The sequence below is a fragment of the Corynebacterium sp. HMSC034E11 genome (genome assembly GCF_001835905.1).
Lineage (GTDB): Bacteria > Actinomycetota > Actinomycetes > Mycobacteriales > Mycobacteriaceae > Corynebacterium > Corynebacterium coyleae.
The window spans coordinates 2580-21249 of sequence record NZ_KV826387.1 but is presented as its reverse complement, the minus strand read 5'-3'; the positions used below and the strand labels follow the sequence as shown (position 1 = coordinate 21249).

Annotated in this window: 10 protein-coding genes and 1 pseudogene; all 11 read left to right on the top strand. The window is 61.7% G+C overall.

Annotated features, from left to right (window positions below; all coding sequences use genetic code 11):
- Window positions 1-452 precede the first annotated feature (452 nt).
- On the top strand, window positions 453-1919 hold the full coding sequence (locus HMPREF2690_RS02485) for a DUF3375 domain-containing protein (RefSeq protein WP_070820092.1): 1467 nt from the start codon (window positions 453-455) through the stop codon (window positions 1917-1919).
- Window positions 1916-2515, top strand: coding sequence for a DUF4194 domain-containing protein (locus tag HMPREF2690_RS02480; RefSeq protein ID WP_034996626.1), 600 nt, complete (start codon window positions 1916-1918; stop codon window positions 2513-2515). Before HMPREF2690_RS02485 ends, HMPREF2690_RS02480 begins: the two co-directional genes overlap by 4 nt.
- Window positions 2512-5799 (top strand): ATP-binding protein, encoded by a 3288-nt coding sequence (locus HMPREF2690_RS02475; RefSeq protein ID WP_070820091.1) that lies wholly within the window; start codon window positions 2512-2514, stop codon window positions 5797-5799. The genes HMPREF2690_RS02480 and HMPREF2690_RS02475 overlap by 4 nt, the downstream gene beginning before the upstream one ends.
- A complete protein-coding gene (locus tag HMPREF2690_RS02470) occupies window positions 5786-6931 on the top strand; it encodes a DUF3322 domain-containing protein (RefSeq protein ID WP_070820090.1) in 1146 nt (381 codons plus the stop codon). Before HMPREF2690_RS02475 ends, HMPREF2690_RS02470 begins: the two co-directional genes overlap by 14 nt.
- A 19-nt stretch (window positions 6932-6950) precedes the next feature.
- Complete coding sequence (locus HMPREF2690_RS02465) at window positions 6951-7844, top strand: ornithine cyclodeaminase family protein (protein WP_070820089.1); 894 nt, start codon at window positions 6951-6953, stop codon at window positions 7842-7844.
- A gap of 315 nt (window positions 7845-8159) precedes the next feature.
- Entirely contained in the window at window positions 8160-8651 is a 492-nt protein-coding gene (locus HMPREF2690_RS12535) for an Abi family protein (RefSeq protein WP_070483257.1), read from the top strand.
- A 38-nt stretch (window positions 8652-8689) separates the two neighbouring features.
- Window positions 8690-9268: a hypothetical protein gene (locus HMPREF2690_RS02455; protein WP_070770902.1), complete on the top strand. Its 579-nt coding sequence runs from the start codon at window positions 8690-8692 to the stop codon at window positions 9266-9268.
- A 99-nt stretch (window positions 9269-9367) separates the two neighbouring features.
- Window positions 9368-12235, top strand: a complete 2868-nt coding sequence (locus HMPREF2690_RS02450; protein WP_070820088.1) for a DEAD/DEAH box helicase — start codon at window positions 9368-9370, stop codon at window positions 12233-12235.
- A gap of 2 nt (window positions 12236-12237) precedes the next feature.
- A complete protein-coding gene (locus tag HMPREF2690_RS02445) occupies window positions 12238-16803 on the top strand; it encodes a DNA methyltransferase (RefSeq protein ID WP_070820087.1) in 4566 nt (1521 codons plus the stop codon).
- Window positions 16804-17508: 705 nt separating this feature from the next.
- On the top strand, window positions 17509-18405 hold the full coding sequence (locus tag HMPREF2690_RS02440) for a hypothetical protein (RefSeq protein WP_141761178.1): 897 nt from the start codon (window positions 17509-17511) through the stop codon (window positions 18403-18405).
- A gap of 117 nt (window positions 18406-18522) precedes the next feature.
- A pseudogene (locus tag HMPREF2690_RS12530) lies at window positions 18523-18670 on the top strand (type II restriction endonuclease subunit M); the annotation flags it as partial.

Genomic DNA, 18670 nt, shown 5'->3' with positions numbered 1-18670 from the left:
ACAAACGGCTACACCACTTCACGGGACTTGACCCTGCGAAACACTGAGACCAAAGACCTGCACTGGTACTTCGGGCATTTGGTATCGATTCAATGGTTGCTCAGTAGATCATCTATGTTTGGGTTTACGCACACCACGTCCTCTCCGGTTCGCCGTGACGGCGTGGTTTTCTCAATCCAAGGGGGTAATGGATGGGTTAAGGGTCAAAGGGGACGCGGACATTTTGACCGTTAACCCTAGGCGCCTAAAAACGCTTGAGAATAGCGGAATCCCCTCCGCCTACTCGCACTCTAAATGGGGGTCGGTGAGTGCTCAACCGGTCTCGGGGGGGGGATGGACCGTGGACGGAGGGGCCCAAAAGCGGATATAGACGATCGCCCTCAGTGTGTCTACACCTAGAGCAAAAAAGTTTTTCGGTGCAGGGGGGAGGGTGCTATGGGATGATAGCCGGCATGACCATTCAGGCCCGGGCGCTGACATATAAGCGTGAAAAGGAGCAGTCGGCCGCGATCCGTTTGTTGCACGCGGACAACGCCCCGGTGCTACTCGCGGTCGTGGCGGAGCACTTCCCGCGAGGCGCAGAGGTCCGACCTGCGGAGCAGCTCTATCAGCTCATGGCTGAGGACTTCGCGGTGTTGCGCGGTATCTTCGAGCTCCCGAAAACACCCCAGGCGTACTGCAACGACTGGGTGAAAGCCGGGTGGCTGGTGCGCAAGTCCGGCACCAGGGAAACGGGTGAGACGCTTGAACCAAGCGAGCAAACGCTCACCGCGCTGCAGGTGATGGACCGTGTCAGTGCACCGCGATCGGCGGTGACAGCGAGCCGGGTGGCGTCGATAAGCAATGCCCTGCAGGCGCTCGCGCGGGACACGGACCCGAACATCGACTCCCGCCTGAGGCACCTCGAGGCCGAACGCGCCCGCATCGAGGCAGAGATCGAGCAGGTCGAGCGCGGGGAATTCGAGCTGCCCTCCCCCGCCACCGTGCACGAACGGGTGGGCGACATTCTGGAGCAGGCGAATGCGATCCCTGGCGATTTCGCGCGCGTGCGGCACGAGCTGGAAACGCTCAATACGCAGCTGCGCCGCCAACTGCTGGATCCGGAGGGCTCGCGCGGCGACGTGCTGGACGAGATCTTCGCCGGCGTGGACTTGATCGGGGAATCCGATGCTGGCAGAAGCTTCAACGCGTTCTACTCGTTGGTGGTCGACCCGGAACGCGGCGCGTGGTTGGACACGTGGATTGGGCAGGTGCTCGAGCGCGCCGACAACACCGCGATGACACACGAAGAGCGGGCGAAATTCCGCAGGCTGTTCCGCGACATGGAAGACGCCGGCTACGAGGTTAACCGCATGATGACGCGTCTGGCCCGCAACCTACGCAACTACGTGGCCAGCGAACAGTTTGCCGAGGACCGCCGAATGATCGAGCTTTTACGCGACACTCGCAAGCTCGCCGCCGACGCCGCGGAGCGCGAGGAGCTTGCAGCCACCCACAAGATGGACACGCCCTTGCAGCGCATCGGGATGCAGATCACCTCGGTGGCGCAGATCAAGCTGGCGGACCCGGGCGCGGAGGTCATCACCACTGCGGTGGAGGCGTTTGAACCCGGCGAGGGCGACGCGGAGGCGCTCTACCAGGCGGTACGTGAAAGCGAGATCGACTTGGAAGAGCTTATCGCGGCAGTTGGGGAGACGGTTGGGATGGCCGGAGGGGCGTCGATAGGCAAGGTGCTCGAGCGCCATCCCGCCTCCCAGGGGCTGGGGTCGGTGGTGGGCCTTGTGTACCTGGCCCTGAAGCATGGGGTGCGGCAGGACGGCAGCGAAGAGGTGCGCTTCGAGGAAGACGATGGGAGCCTTCGCTTGGCGACGGTCCCGCGGTGGCATTTCGACGCCGCAGCAGTAAAGGAGATGCAATGACGGAACCGCTGTGGACGGGCGACACGGGCACCCTGTCCGAGGAAACCCGGCGCGCACTGGTGGACCTGCTCAAAGGTCCGCTCATCACCGCTGACCGGAAGAAGGAAACCTGGCACGCCATCACCACCGACACGGAGACGCTGCGCTCTCGGCTGCACGATGTGTTTTTGGAGCTGGTTGTGGACGAGGACGCCGGCATCGCGTTCACTCGCCACGTCCGCCCGGACAACGAGGACGTGAAAGTGCCGCCGGTGTTGCGCACGGAGGCGCTGACGCACTTGCAAACCGCGATCCTGCTGCAGCTGCGCCACGAGCTGGGCATGTCTACCCCAGGCGAGCGCGTCGTGGTGGGCGAAGATGAGTTGTATGGCGCCATCAGCTACGTCCGTGCGGTGGACAACCGTGACGAGTCCGGGTTTAAGAAGCGCTTCACCGCGGCGGTGAACACCATCCGCAAGTACAGCCTGCTCACCGACACGGAGACCGAGGGGCGCTGGGAGGTCTCCCCTGTGCTGCGCCACATCTTCGACGCTGATACGGTCCACGCGCTGCGCGAGGAGTATCTGCGCCTGGCACAGGAAGGGGAAGAACAGTGACAGAGCAGTTCCGTCTTGCGCGCGTGCAGCTGGTCAACTGGGGCACGTTCGACGGCTACTACGACATCCCCGTCGGCGAGCGTGGGTTTTTGATCACCGGCGCGTCCGGCTCGGGCAAGTCCACGCTTATCGACGCCTTCTCCGCCGTACTAGTCCCGCCTGGCAAACTGCGGTTCAACGCCGCCGCCCAGCAGGAAACCGGCCGTGACAAGGGGCGCAGCCGCGTGTCCTACATCCGCGGCGCGTGGCGGCGCAGCGAGGACCCGGCCACCGGCGAGATCCGCAGCCAGTACCTGCGCTCCGGAGCGACAGCCAGCATTGTCGCGCTGACCTACCGCGCCGGGAAGGAGGCGTTCACGCTCGCCGCAATCTACCGCCTCAATGCGGGACAGCAGCAGGAAGCGCAGGTGAAAACGCTCTACGGCATCTTTCCCAGCGAGGTGGACGTGGACGGGTTCGTGCCGTTGCTGCAGAACTCCCTGGATAAGCGCAAGTTGGAGGCGAAATACAAAACTGCCGGCGTGACGTTCACGGACCAGTACTCCGTGTTTGCCAACCGCTTCCGCTCCAAGCTGGGTATCGGCAGCGAGGAAGCGCAGATGCTGCTGCACCGCACGCAGTCCGCGAAGTCCCTGTCCAGCATGGACGAGCTGTTCCGCAACTACATGCTGGACGTACCGGACACGTTCCAGGTCGCGGAGGACGCCGTGGCCACGCACGAGGACCTGCGCCAGGCGTACGAGCGGCTCGAAGACGTGCACCAGCAGATTGAGACGCTCGCTCCCCTGCCGGGGCTGAACACCAAGCTCAAGGATGCGCAGGTGACGCAGGAGAACAATGCCGCGTTGTCTGCCGCCCTGCCCAACGTGCGACGTGCGATTGAGGCGAAGCAGCTGCGCGAGCGTATGGACGTCAGCTCCGCCCAACTCGCCGCCCTCGAAGTGCAGGCGCAATCCCTCGAGGCCCGCAAGGAAGCGCAGCAGGAGGCGGTGCAGCGCGCCGTGGTGCAGAGAGAGCAGGTTGCCGGGCAGAGCCTGGGCGAGATCGAGCGCAACATCGCCCGCGAGGAGCACGAGCTTGCTGCGCGCAAGGCGAAAGTGCGCGACCTGGCGGCTCTGGTGCAGTTAGACGGGGCGTTGGACACCGAGCGCTTCGCAGAGCTGAAAGCACAGGCGTCGGCGGAGCTGGCGGCCGCGCCGGAGCAGGTAGAGCACCTACGCGAAAAGTGGTTTCAGGCCCGAAGCGAGCACGAGAGGCTTGCCGGCGCGGAGGCGTCGGTGGAGACGGAGTTGGCGTCGTTAGGCAACCGCACCTCCAACCTTGACCGGCGGTACGTGGAGAAGCGCGCGCAGCTGTGTGCGGATACCGGGCTGACGGTGCGTGAGCTGCCGTACGTGGGTGAGCTCATCGACGTGCTACCGGAGCAAGCCGAGTGGGAACCGGTGATCCAGCGCCTGCTCGGCGGTTTTGCCGCGACTCTTTTGGTGCCAGCGGAGCGCGAGCGCGAGGTGAGCAGCTGGGTCAATGGCCGCCACTTGGGGATGCGGCTTGAGTACCGCACCGTGCCCGAGGGCGTGGACATGCCGCGCGGACCGAAGAACCCGCTCAGCCTGTTTCATAAGGTGCGCGTGGTGGAGCACCCGATGCGCCCCTGGCTGATGCGCATGCTGGCCACCACCTTCGACTACGCCTTAGTGCGCACCGTGGACGAGCTGGAACGGCAAGACAAGCGCGCGGCTACCATCGACGGCTTGGAGCGCAACCCGGCCGATAGGACTGGCTCCGCCCGGTACGTGAAAAACGACAGGCAGCGCCTGGGCGAACGGCGCAACTACCGCCTCGGCTCCTCCAACCATGCCAAGGTGGAGGCGCTGCGCGCGGAGCTGGCGGAGGCGAAACGCGCGACAACGGCGGCGGGCAACCGCCTAACAGAGGTTGAGCGTAAGCAAAAGGCGCTGGCCAGCGACGTGGAGAAGGCTCGGGCTATCGACGCTATGGAGTGGGCCAGCGTGGACGTCATCAGCGTCGAGGAGCAGTTGGCGAGCCTGCGCGCCGAGCTTGAACGGCTGACCTCCTCGCCTGAAGCGAAGGAGTTGGAGCGGGCGTGGCGCGAGGCCGTCGATACGTTGAAGGCCACCGAGCAGGAGTTGCGCAGCGTGCACGACGAGCTCGCCGTGGCCACGCGGGCACTGCAGGACGATCAGGCGCGGCTGAAGCGGATCGAGTCGGAGCACGTGGAGGTGGACCCGGCGCTGGCGGAGCAGCTGGATGCGATGCTGGCGGCCACCACGCGCCGCCTGACCCCGGAGAACTTAAGCGACAGCGCCTTCAAGGTCACCGCGCAGCTGGACGCGCAGGCGAAACAAGCGGCGAAGACGATCATGGAGTCCAGCAACGCCATCGTGAACATTCTGTCCAACTACAAGTCCCGGTGGTCCGCAGAGTCTGCGGAGCTGCAGGCCGCGGCCGAGTTTGCGGGCGAGGCTATTGCGAGGTTGGAGATGCTGCGCTCGGACCGCCTGCCGGAGTTCCGCGGCCGCTTCCTGGACCTGCTCAACGGCCAGTCCGTGATGCACCTGAACACGATTTACAAGGAGCTGCAGCGCGCGAAGGGCGACATTGAGACCAACCTGGGCCCCATCAACGCGTCGCTGCGCCGCTCCCCGTACACCGAGGGGCGCTACCTGCAGATTGAGGTCCGCGACAACCGAGACCGCGTCGTGCGTGACTTCCTGCAGGACCTGCGCGAAGCGACCGCCGGCAGCCTGAGCGAGGCGGACGAGAAGACCGCCATCGAGCGCTACCACCGCCTGGCCAAGATCATGGACCGCCTCGGCTCCTCCGAGCGTGCCGACCGCAGTTGGCGCAACGTCGTGCTGGACACCCGTAGGCATGTGAAGTTCGTGGGCAACGAGGTGGACGCCGAGGGCACGGTGCACAACACCCACGTGGATTCCGCGTCGTTGTCAGGCGGCCAGGCGCAGAAGCTGGTGTTCTTCTGCCTCGCCGCGGCACTGCGCTACCGCCTTGCGGGCGTGGACGCGGACGTGCCCCGCTACGCCACCGTGGTGCTCGACGAGGCCTTTGACCGCGCAGACCCCGTGTTCACCCGCACCGCTATGGACGTGTTTGAAAGCTTCGGCTTCCACATGGTGCTGGCTACGCCGATGAAGCTGATCAAGACCCTCTCCCCGTACGTCGACGGCACCATCGTGGTCCACTACACCGAGGATCCCGTCGCACGTTCCACCTTCGAGCTCATTGAAACCTATGCGCCTGCCTGACCAGTTACCTCTCAAGCTCAATATGGAGCAGTTGCTCCTCGACGAACCCGTCGAGGTGTCCATTCCTCTGAAACCCCCGACTCGTGCGCAGGTGCTTGACGACGAAACCCGCGCCCGCGAATTCGTCCGCACCTGGCAAGCATGGGAACCCGCAGGTGAGGTGGAGTGGGCTACGCGTTCCTGGGCGGGCTTGGGCAAACACGACGTGCCGGTGCGACTGATGTTGTCCGGATGGGATCGCGTAGCAGAGGTGGTCGGGCGTGCTGGGGAAGTTGCCCTGGCTCGCGAAAGGTTTGCGCGTCTGATTCAGCTGTTTCCCGACAGTTCGGAGTTCCGGGAGCGTGCTGCTCGCACCAATTCAGCGTGGATTGCGCTTTCAGCGGAAGATTTCAACCGACTTTGCCTCGCATTGCATTGGTTTCACGTGAAACCACAATCCGGCCTGCGTCCGCGTGCGGTGCCTATCGAAGGTCTGGACACGAAGTGGATCGCCACGCACCGGAGATTGCTGCAACGGCTCCTTGGGGTGAACGACCTCGGGCTCGCCGAGGGCGACCGCATGATGAGGGTACGGTTCTTGGATTTTTCGTTGGCACCGGCGCCAGGGCTTGTCGATGTGTCCGTTCCCTTTGGCTCGCTTGCGCTCCCGGATGACCTTAGGGTGCTCGTCGTCGAGAACAAGGAGACGTTCCTCGCACTGCCGCACACGCCCGAAGGCTCAAACGTGGTGCTGGTTTGGGGTGCGGGGTACACCGCCGGCGCGCTCCACGAGCTGCCGTGGGTCCGTCAAGCGCGGCAGATTGTGTACTGGGGCGATGCGGACGCGGACGGCTACGCCATCTTGAACACTGTGCGTACCCGTTTGTCTGCCGACGGGTGCTCCGTTTCGGTAGTCAGCGCAGCGATGGACATTGACACCGTGCAGAGGTTCCTCCACCTCGCAGTCGCTGACCCAGGGGATACTGCACGCGTGCTCCCCCGCCTCACCGAGGAGGAGGAACGTGCACGGCGGTTCTTGATCGCATCAGGGAACAAACGGCTCGAACAGGAGCGTGTATCCCTGGACTGGGCGCTCTCACTGCCACAGTTAGCTCCGTTGTGGGATCGGCCATCCCGAGATGGAGCCGTGTAACTCCTCTACACTGGCCGCCATGCGCTACGTGGACTACGACGAAGCAATGGCCACCCTCTCCCCCGCCGCCGCGGTCCAGGCCGTGCGCGACGCGCTGCTCAGCGGCTTCGACCCCGCGACTGACTCGCAGCGCCAAAAGGTCGGCCTCCCCCACGGCGAGATGCACCTGCTTCCGTCGGCGCTCGACGGTGCGGTCGGCGTGAAGGTGCTCGGCATCCAGCCGCCGGGCTCGACCGTGGATGTCCCGTTGATCCAGGGCTCGTACCTGCTCATGGGCGGCGAAACGCTCACGCCGGAGTGGCTTATCGACGCCGCCGCGCTCACCCCCCTCCGCACCCCCGCCGTCGCCGTCGCTGGGGTGCTTTCGCTTCTCGACGACCCCGTAAACGCCGTCATCTTCGGCACCGGCGCCCAGGGCCTTGGCCACGCCGCCACGCTCGAGGACGTCCTCGACGTCTCCTGCACGTTCGTCTCCCGGACTCGCCCGGACGGTTTTGCCTATCCCTGGGCTGAGGCGGGCACGTCCGCTGCCGACGAGGCGGTGGCCGGCGCTGAACTCGTGGTCACCGCAACCTCCTCCCCTTCTCCGATCCTGAGCGCCGAGCATCTTCGCGACGGCGCCATCGTCCTCGCCGTCGGCGCCCACACCACCGACACGCGCGAGCTTGATACTGACGTCCTTGCAGGCGCGCAGGTGATCGTCGAAGACGTCGGCGCCGCCAAGGGCGAGGCCGGCGACGTTGCCATCGCGGTCGAGGAAGGCGCACTCTCGTGGGACGACGTCGTGTCCATGGCCGACGTGGTCCGTGGCGATGTTGCGCTGGACACCAGCCGACGCATCGTGTTTAAGACGGTCGGCATGCCGTGGGAGGACTTGGCGGTGGCGCGGGCGCTGGCCGCAGCGGCATCGTGATGTTCCACGTGAAACATTCGGGGGCTGAAAAAGCCTCTTAGATTCCTAGCGTCCAAGAGTTGGGAACGTTTAGGCGAGGGGTGGCCCGGGGGTAATGGGTTGTGGAAGAGGGGGACGAACACTATTCTCTATCCCATCACGACTAGCCGACCTCTCCGTACGGGGAGGCGGCTAGTTTTATTTATATGGATGATGAAGTGCTGAACGCCTACCGGCAAAGCAAGTACGCGAAGCCATATTTTTTTCATTGATGATCAGCTTGCAAAGCTCCGGACCCATGGCTTGGTAATTCAAAACAGCGACGCAGCCAGATCGATGCTGAGGGAATGTGGCTACTTTCGATTTACGGGGTACGCCTACTATTTCAAACAGGATGACGATTTCCCGCCCGGAACAACGTTCGGTCAGATCGTTGACCTTTACAAGTTTGACGAGTCGGTGAGGAAAAAATTCGTAGAGGGCCTCGAAATGATTGAGGTGTGGCTGAGGAGTCAGCTGAGCAATCGCCTCGGGTTCTACCATCCATTTGCGCACCGAATTCCCGCCTATCTTCGTAAAGATTCATCCATTTGGACAGCGGGCTCGCTATCGATCAAACAGTCGAAACATATTGGGTGGATCGCTGACTACTCCCGCGAAGAACGGCGCAGCCAAAGTGACTTTGTTCAGCACTTCCGTCGCAAATATGGTCCTCACCTTCCTGTTTGGGCAGCAACGTATGTGCACACTATGGGCGAGTCTGGAATAAGGTCTTCGATACCTCACTGGCCGAACCGAGAGATCATATCCAGGAGCTTTCCCATTTGAAAGGTCTTCCTCATAAGCCCTATAAGACTATTGCTGCTATGAGGTTCCTCTTCGCGCGAATCTACCCGGGTTCTTCCTGGTCGGAAGAAATGGTTAACCTGTTGCAGAGCTTTGTGCGGAGATCCGGCATCCCCCTAGTTGCGATGGGGTTTCCCGAGGGTTGGGATGAGGAGCTGATCTGGCGCAGAAATTATGAGCCCGACCTGCACGATTATAAGGTGATTGACCACATTAACCAGATTGAGTGCATAACCCAACCAAAGCTCTTGGAAACTTTTCACCCTGAACGCGACGAGCGAGGAAGAAAAGATTTGCTTAGGTATTTGGTAAAGAACAAGGGGGTATTTCTCCACGAGACTGGAGAAACGAAATACTATCCGACCTTTCAGTTCAATACGGATCTCAGCGATGTTGACCCCAATGTGGGGAATGTAAATGAGGTGCTCATCGATAAGTTCGCGGGACGGGAACCTGTCGCCCAAGCGGTTCAGCAATGGTGGGTAACCGGAGATCTCGGACCGAGCACAGAATGCGCTCCGATAACGGAGGTGAAGAGACGCCCGGATCTTGTACTTCAAAGAGCGAAGCGCCTAACCCCCTTCGAATCCGGTTCATAGGCAATTGCGTTGTAAGGGGGGAGCAGGCCACGCGCCTTCATCGAACACCCGCACGCCCAACCTCCCCCTGTCTCGCGCGGGCCGGATACGCTGCTACGTATGTCTTCGCCCGCACAGGACACCACCGAATCCCAGCGCAACGACCAGACCTTCGCGCCCGGCCTCATGGTCAAGGTCCGCGACGAGTTATGGCTGATCACGAGCGTGACGCAGTCCGTGGACGGGTACCTGCTCAAGGTCCGCGGCCTATCGGATTACGTTCGCGACACCACGGCGAGTTTCTACACCGCGCTCGACGACGTGGAAGTGTTCGACCCCGCCAAGGTAGAGGTCGTCGCTGACCACTCCCCCGGTTACCGCACGACGCGCCTGTGGTTGGAGACCACGCTGCGTCAGACCCCGGTGCCGCTGTATCAGGAACGCCTGTCGGTGGCGGAGGGCATGTTGATGGATCCGTTGGATTATCAGCTTTCTGCGGTACGCAAGGCGCTTAGCGACGACAACTTGCGCCCCCGTGTCCTCATCGCCGATGCCGTGGGTCTGGGTAAGACACTGGAGATCGGCATGATTCTCTCTGAGCTCATTAGGCGCGGGCGTGGTGAGCGCATTTTGGTGGTCACCCCGAAGCACATCATGGAGCAGTTCCAGCAGGAGATGTGGTCGCGTTTTGCTATCCCGCTGGTCAGGTTGGACTCGGCCGGTATTCAGCGGGTGCAACGCATCCTTCCGGCAAGCCGGAACCCGTTCACGTATTTCCCGCGCGTGATCGTCTCGATGGACACGCTCAAAAGCGGCAAGTACCGCGCGATGTTGGAGAAGGTGCGTTGGGACGCGGTGGTGATCGACGAGATCCATAACGCCACCAACGTGGGCACCCAGAACAACGAGCTCGCCCGGACCCTCGCCCCCACCACCGAGGCGCTGCTGCTGGCCTCGGCAACACCGCACAATGGTGACCCGGAGAGTTTCAAGGAGATCCTGCGTCTGCTGGATCCGACCTCCGTGATGCCCGACGGCACGATCGACGCCGAGGCCGTCTCCCGTCTTCTCATCCGTCGCCACCGTCATAGCGACGAGGTGGCCAGTGTGGTTGGCGAGAAATGGGCAGAGCGCAAGGATCCGATCAACGTGCCCGTGGAGGCGTCCGCCGAAGAAAATGCCGTGGCAGCCGAGCTCGATGCGACCTGGATCCAGGCGAAGCAGAACCCGGCGAAGGATCGCCTGTTCCCGTGGACGTTGGTCAAGGCGTTCCTCTCCTCCCCTGCCGCGCTGGGCGAGACGATTGAGAACCGTCTCAAGCGCGTTCCCGAGTCGGACACGAACCAGCGCCAGGCCCTCGAGCGCCTCCAAGCACTTAACGCGAAGATCACGCGTCAGAACTCCAACAAGTACGCCGCACTGGTGAACTACCTGCAGGACATCAATGTGGGCAAGGGCAAGAAGACCCGCGCCGTGGTGTTCTCGGAGCGTGTGGCTACGTTGCATTGGCTCAAAGAGAATCTGACCAAGGACCTAAAGATGCCGGTCGGTGCCGTGGAGGTCATGCACGGTGGGCTGTCGGATGAGGAGCAGATGCGGCTTGTCGACGAATTCAAGCGCACCGATTCCAAACTCCGCATCCTGGTCACGGGAGACGTGGCGTCGGAGGGCGTGAACCTGCACACGCTGTGCCACAACCTGGTGCATTACGACATTCCGTGGTCGCTGATCCGCATCCAGCAGCGCAACGGCCGCGTAGACCGCTACGGCCAGACCGAACCGCCACAGATCGCAGCGCTCCTGCTGGATACGAAGCAGGGCGGCTACGTGGGCGAATTGCACGTGCTGTCCAAGTTGATCAATCGTGAGAACGAGGCGCATGCGTTGCTTGGCGACGTCGGCTCGCTCATCGGCAAGCATTCCATCTCCGGCGAGGAGGACGAGATCCGCCGGGTGATCCAGAACCAGGTGCAGTTCGATGACGTTGTGAAGACGCCGGACCAGATCGCCAGCGCGCAGGCGCAGACCGAGGCCGACCTCATCGACTTCTGGATGTCGGGCTTCGAGCCGGAGATTGACGACGAACCCGCTGCTACCGCCCCGGCGACCACCGCTACTCCGACTGATAACCAAGGCCTCTACCCCTCCGAGATCGCGTACCTGGAGGACGCGTTGAACGAGGCATTCCACGCCGCCCCGGAGAAGTCGCTTGCAGCAGGCGGCGTGCAGTTCCAGCTCCACCCCAACGGTGTGGCTGAGCTCGAGCCGCCAGAGGACCTGCGCCGACGCTTGGAAGTGCTGCCACAGGACTATCTTGCGGATCGCAAGGTGCGTGAGCACTTCCAGCTGGCCACGAACCACGCGGTGGGTGACGAAATCCTCCGCAAGGCCCGCACCGGCGACGACGGCTCCACCTGGCCCAAGGCCCACTTCTTGGGTCCCCTGCACCCGGTGACGGACTGGGCGGCGGACCGCGCGCTGGCGTCGCTTTCCGCAGGGCAGATCACCGCTATCGAGGGCGACGTGTCCATGCCGACTGTCCTGCTTATGGCCACACTGACCAATAAACGCGGCCAGGTGGTCTCCCGAGCCTTCGTCACCGTTGCCGGCGGCATGCTTCCGCAGACCATTGAGGACCCCATCGAGTGGCTCCGCAGCATTGGGTTGACCGAAAACGCCATTAACCCGGGCACGCTTAGCCTGCCGGAGGACACACAAGACCTCGTCGCCCAGTCGGTCCGGGCCGCGAGCGACCAGCTTCAGCCGATGATGGCCGCCGCCCGCAGACATGCGCACGAGCGCATCGACTATTGGATTGACCGCGCCGACCGCTGGCAGCACGCCAAGGACGACAGCCAACTCGTCTTGCGCGCCGGGCGTCCAGAGAAGCTGATCCAGGAAGAGAAGTCGCTCATCACCTCTCTCGAACCGGACCGCGAACTCGTCCGCCCCCTCGTCCTTGTCTTACCCCAGAACCAGGAGCGCTAACCATGGCTACCTACGACTCAATCATCAATGTCGACGAGTGGATCAGCGACCACTACTTCACCACCGATGAAACCAAAGGCGAGTCCTTTACTAAACGTGTGAAGGCCCGCACGAAGGAGTGGGCGGCGCTGGAGAAGGAGACCGGCACCCTCTCCCCCATCAAGCGTCTCCAGCAGCACCGTGGAGAGCTGCAGACCGCCTTTGCCACCGAGACTGACCGAGATACGACCGTCCGTCTCATCCACCAGGCCTTCGGCTACGGAAACCCAACCGAGCAGCACTACACCCGCGCCGGGGACACATTCCACTACACCGGCTGGCTGGGCAACGCCGGCACCCTCGCCGTCATCGCAGCGGACGAGCCGGCGGAGACCGAGGACGACCTCACCTCGCTGTCTGTCACCGTCGCTCAACAGGGCAAGGACCCGCAGACCACTAAGGTGTCCAAACTCGTCGGTGATCTGTTCTTGGCAGCTGAGCCACCGGAGTACGTCGTCACGCTTGCTGGCCCCTGGGTGATGCTCGCAGAGCGCGAGTCTTGGCCGCTGGGCCGTTACCTGGCCATCAATCTGCAGCTCGTTGCCGAGCGTAACGACACGAAGAAGGCCGGCGAGCTCGAGCGCGTCGCCGTCATCCTGGCGCGGGAGAACCTGGAGCGCGCCGCCGACGGCACCACGTGGTGGGCAAAGACCCGCGAGGAATCCCAGCAGCACGCGGTGAAGGTCTCCGGCGACCTGCGCGATGCGGTGCGCGAATCCATCGAGATCATCGGCAACGACGTGCTAGATCGCCGCCGCGAGCAACACCTGCCCATCGAGGGCGTGGACGGCAACGAGTTGGCGCATCAGTCCCTGCGCTACCTCTACCGCATCCTGTTCCTGCTGTTCGCAGAGGCTTCCCCGGAACTGGCGATCCTGCCCACGGGCACGCCGGAGTACGTCGACGGCTACGGCCTGGACCGTCTGCGCGATCAGATCCTCACTCCCCCGGTGACCGACAAGGCCCGCCGCGGCACGCACCTTTACGACTCGCTGCAGCTGTTGTTCACCCAGGTCAACGAGGGCCACGACCCGCTGGACTCCCCCACCGCCGACCAGGAGGCTCAAAACGAGGGCCTGACCTTCCGCAACCTCGAGGCCGACCTGTTCAAGCGCGAGGCAACCTCGCTTATCGACGAAGTCAAGCTCTCCAACGAAGCCCTCACCCACGTCCTGCAGAACCTGCTTTTGTCCAAAGTCTCTGCTGGCAGGGACCGCGGGTTCATCTCCTACGCCACCCTCGGCGTGACCGAACTCGGCCAGGTCTACGAGGGCCTGATGTCCTACCACGGCTTCATCGCCCAAGAGAACCTCTACGAGGTCGCACCAAAAGGTGACGCCTCCAAGGGCTCCTGGGTCCTACCCACCCACGCCGCCGACACGGTCCCGCAAGACAGCTTCGTTATGGAGACGAAGCAGATGGAGGAAGGCGGTACCGCCAAACCCCGTCGCCTGCACCCCGCCGGTTCGTTCGTGTTCCGCCAGTCCAGCCGCGACCGGGAGCGTTCCGCCTCCTTCTACACTCCACAGGTGCTCACTGAGTTCACCGTCGGCCAGGCGATCGAGGTGCTGCAGGAGGAAGGCCGCATCCAGACCGCTGACGACGTGCTCAGCCTCACGATTTGCGAGCCCGCCATGGGCTCCGGTGCCTTCGCTGTGGAGGCCGTGCGCCAGCTGGCGGAGCTCTACCTCAAGCTGCGTGAAGACGAACTCGACCAGCAGGTTGAGCCCGAGCAACGCACCGTCGAACTACAGAAGATCAAGGCACACATCGCACTGCACCAGGTCTACGGCGTGGACTTAAACCCCACCGCGGTGGAGCTCGCCGAGATTTCCCTCTGGCTGGACACCATGACCAGCCAGCTCAAGGCCCCGTGGTTCGGCCTGCACCTGCGCCGCGGCAACTCGCTCATCGGCGCGCTGCGCTCCACATACTCCCCCGCGCAGTTGAAGAAGCGCGAGTGGCTCACCGCCGTGCCGCGCCGGGAACCGGTGCAGAACCTCGCCGAGGCTATCGACGCCGGCGAGACTCGCGACGCCACCGCCGCCGGCCGCATCCACCAGTTCCTCCTCCCCTCCTCCACTTGGGGTGCCGCGGCGGACGCGAAGGACCTGAAGAAGCTGGCCGCCGACGAGGTCAAGGCCATGAAGATGTGGAAGAAGTCCGTCACCGGCAAGGCGCCCACCAAGGAACAGGCGAAAAAACTGACCAACCTCGCAGCACGCGTGGAATCCCTGTGGGCCATCACGCTGTCCAAGATGCGTATCGCGGAGGAGCAGATCCGCCGCGACATCGACATCTGGGGCCGCGACACCGAACACACCGCCAAGAACGTGCGCCGTGAACAGATCGAACGCGAGCTGCTCCACGACACAGAAGGTGCCTACCTGCGTCTCCGCCTGATCATGGACGCGTGGAACGCGCTGACGTTCTGGCCGCTCACCGAGGTGGACGCACTTCCCGACCTTGACGAGTGGCTTGCCACGCTTACCGACGTCATCGGCACCGAAATCACCTCCCGCGACGCGTCCCAAACCCAACTTGGCCGCGCCACGGACTGGGACGAGTTGGTGCAACTTGAGCGCACCGAACTTGGTCTCTCCGGCGCCCGCGCCATGGAGACCGTGCTTGGGCACCACCCGTGGCTGAAAGTTGCCCAGCAGGTTGCCGCCGAACAGGGCTTCTTCCACTGGGACCTTGACTTCGCCGCCGTCTTCGCACGCGGCGGCTTCGACCTCCAGGTGGGCAACCCGCCGTGGGTACGGCCTGATGTGAAGATGGACGATCTGTACGCGGAGTTGGATCCTTGGTTCACGCTCGCGCACAAACCGACGCAACCTGAAAAGAATGCGCGCCGAGAAGGATTGAATACCGATTCGCGTATCCGGCAGCAGGTGTTCTCGGGTGCCAGCGAAACAGTTGCAACCGCAGCCGTGTTAGGAAATGTCCCCGATTTCCCTCATCTGAAGAACCAGCGCCCCGATCTGTATCGCGGATTCATGGAACGCACGTGGGGTAACACGTCGGCGGATGGCGTCACCTCACTCATCCACCCCGAGTCCCACTTCACCGAGAAGAAGGCTGCGCCTCTGCGTCGCGGTGCGTACTTGCGATTGCGGCGCCACTGGCAGTTCATCAACGAACTGGCTCTGTTCGACGTTCACCATCTAGTTGCGTACGGCGTACACGTTTACGGGTCACAGCAAGGTATGGTGAGCTTTGACCACGCCGCCTCGTTGTACCACCCCTCCACCGTCCAAGAGTCTCTCCTCCACGATGGGTCTGGAAATCTACCTGGTCTGAAAGACGACAACGGTAACTGGGATTTACGACCACACCGCGACCGCATCCAAACGGTAGATCTCAAGGCGCTCGAGGTGTGGCACTCCATTCTTGAGGACGAATCGGTCCCCGCCATCGAATCCCGCATGGTCTACACGGTCAACAGTGAAGCCGCGGCAGTGCTCGAGAAGCTTGCAGCCGCTCCTCGCATTCGTGACCTCGGTCTACAATTCTCCGGTGGTTGGAACGAAACCACCGATAAGAAAGCAGGCTACTTCGACACGGGGTGGGCGCACCCAGATTCATGGGACGATGTCATTCTCCAGGGACCGCACCTCGGCGTATCGACACCAATGATCAAGCAACCGAACCCCACGCTGAAGCACAATCAGGACTGGTCTGAGATTGACCTCGAGGCAATGCCCGCCGACTTCATTCCGGCTACTGCGTACCAGCCGGACCGAGGTAACCAGCCGAATTACGATTCCGATTACCCGACGCTCCAGTTCGGTGAGGAGATGAAATCAGCGAAAAGTCATTTTCGGGTTGCTTGGCGGGAAATGGCGGCAACTACCGGTTATCGGACCCTGTATCCAGCTTTGATTCCTCCAGGGGCTGCCCACGTACACGCGGTGAACTCATGCGCAGCGAAGACGAACGAACGGACAGCTTCAGCTGGGACAGTGATGAGTTCAGTGCTGGCTGACTACGTTGTTCGCTCCGCTGGTTCCGCTCATATCCCGAATGCGATCATTCGGACGATTCCTCTCCCCGCCGAAAGCCCGCTGATCAAACAGGCTCGGAACCTCTACCTCCGGCTCAACTGCCTCACCGAGGCATATGCGCCTTTGTGGGAGGAGGTTATGGGGGAGCCTTGGGACGTCGATAAGCCTTTGCGAAAGGATGAGGAGCGTCGTGCCGCGCAGGTGGAGATTGATGCGATTGTGGCGTTGTCGTTGGGGGTTTCGGCGGATGAGCTGTGCATGATTTATCGGACCCAGTTTCCGGTGATGCGGCGCTATGACCAGGAGGATCGGTTTGATGCGAATGGTCGCAAGGTGCCGAAGGATGTGATGAAGTTACAGGCTAAATTGCGCGACGGTGAGGAGTTGTCGGCGGCGGATCGGACGTGGGTGCATCCGCAGTCGGGTGTGGAGTACGTCTTTGAGTATCCGTTTAGGCAGCTGGACCGGGAAGCTGATATGCGGGAGGCGTACGCGCGGTTTGAGGGGATGGTCCGAGAATGAGTGCTGCCAATGAGGGACGCAATCCCAAGAAAGTTATTGACCGGGTGCTAGCTCGTTTTTCCTTGCTGGAGTTGTTGGAAGAATCCGAGTCAAGGGGGTGGAGCGCTGTCACTCTAGACGGCGAGCAAATTAGGAATATGCAGTATTACCTGTGCACACAGGCCGGGCTTGCCGGTTTTGAGCTGACACCGAACCGTCGAGGGCAAGGAGTGATCGATACTCTGCGACCGTCCCCACAGGCTGAGGCGCATCCGAACTCCCTTAGTTCCCGATACGGGTTAGGGCAGCAACCACTGCACACTGACGGAGCGCATTTGGAAGAGCCCCCAAATGTAGTGCTTCTGTGGTCAGAACAATCTAGCGATGTACCGACGCGCATTTGGCGGCCCCGTCGTGTGCCTCCTAACGAAAAGCGAGGGATATTCTCGATCACGGACGGGAAAGACATTCGGTTAGCTCCCGCTTGCAACAGCGATGGGATGTATCGATTCGATCCGGTCTGCATGAGACCCTTAGATCATTTTTCACAGCTGCTGTGCGAGCGCTTCTCGAATCCTCCGGACGAAGAGGTGTTCGCTTTTCAATGGGATGTCCCAAACACAGTCCTGCTTATCCGCAATGGGGTTGTTCTACACGGTCGATCAAGAGTCGAAAATCACGATTCGGAGAGAGTTCTCTTCCGATCTGCAATGCGAAAGACTAAACATGAACCCGTTCACACCTGAAGGATTCTGGAATAAAGCCGTCCTATTCCTAAATCGAGCGACCGAGCCAACTGAAAACAGGAGTGAAGATGAACGACGCCTGTGGGCGTCGTTCGCGCTAGAGCAAACAGCGAAGTGGGCTCTCGCAGAGATCTCACCTGCTCTGGTCGTAGATCCGGTAAATGACGGTGGCAATCAACTCCTGTACGCCCTGAACCTTAAAGAGGCGTCGAGGCCAGTGACTGCGCCGGCCAAAACAATCTTCGATCGTTGCTCGAAAAACTTTAGGCCATTCAATGTTGGTGAGGCCAAGAAGGTTGCTTCTGCGCGTAACGATTATCTGCACGGCCCCGGGATGGACATAGTTCGTCTCCCAGACAAGGTTTGGTGGCCGAAGTTTTGGTCATTAATGAACATCCTCTTAACCTCACGCGACCGTTCGTTTGAAGACCTCGTTGATTACAGTTGTGCTGCGAAAATAGCAACGGAGTTGGAGAGAAATGAGCGGTTGATCGCCGAGGAGTTTGAGGCTCGAATTACAGCAGCTGAGACACGTCTGCGGCGGATTAAGGCGGGGGCCATGACGACGGCTGGAGTTTCAGGTCTACAGCAGCGAGCCCGCCCCACTCCGATCTTCACCCATGTCGCAGAGGCGATTTGTCCAGTTTGCGGGCATGTAGGAAGCGTGGGAGCAGATGACGAAATAGGGAGGGAGGTTGTCTGGGAAAGCGAGGGTCCCGTCGTCGAAGTTTCCTTTTATCCGGATCATTTCTACTGCAGCTATTGCTTCTTGACGCTCGATAGGTACGAGCTGATCGAGCTCTCCGACTTGAACGAGGAGTACCTAACAGTTGATGATCCTGCGCCTTACGATTTGGCGGAATATGGGAACGACTAAATAGCCAGGGCGTACTCACCTCAATTCCGATGCCTACATTCTTAGAATGGAATCATGTGTCTATTGGTCTCAAGGGTCACCCGAAACTCGACAATTCCAGTGTCAACGCTGAAATCGATCGATGCGATTGCGGCGTTGTCGTTGGGTGTTTTAGCGGATGAGTTGTGCATGATTTATCGGACGCAGTTTCCGGTCATGCGGTGCTATGACCAGGGGGATCAGTTTGATGCCAATGGTCGCAAGGTGCCGAAGGATGTGATGAAGT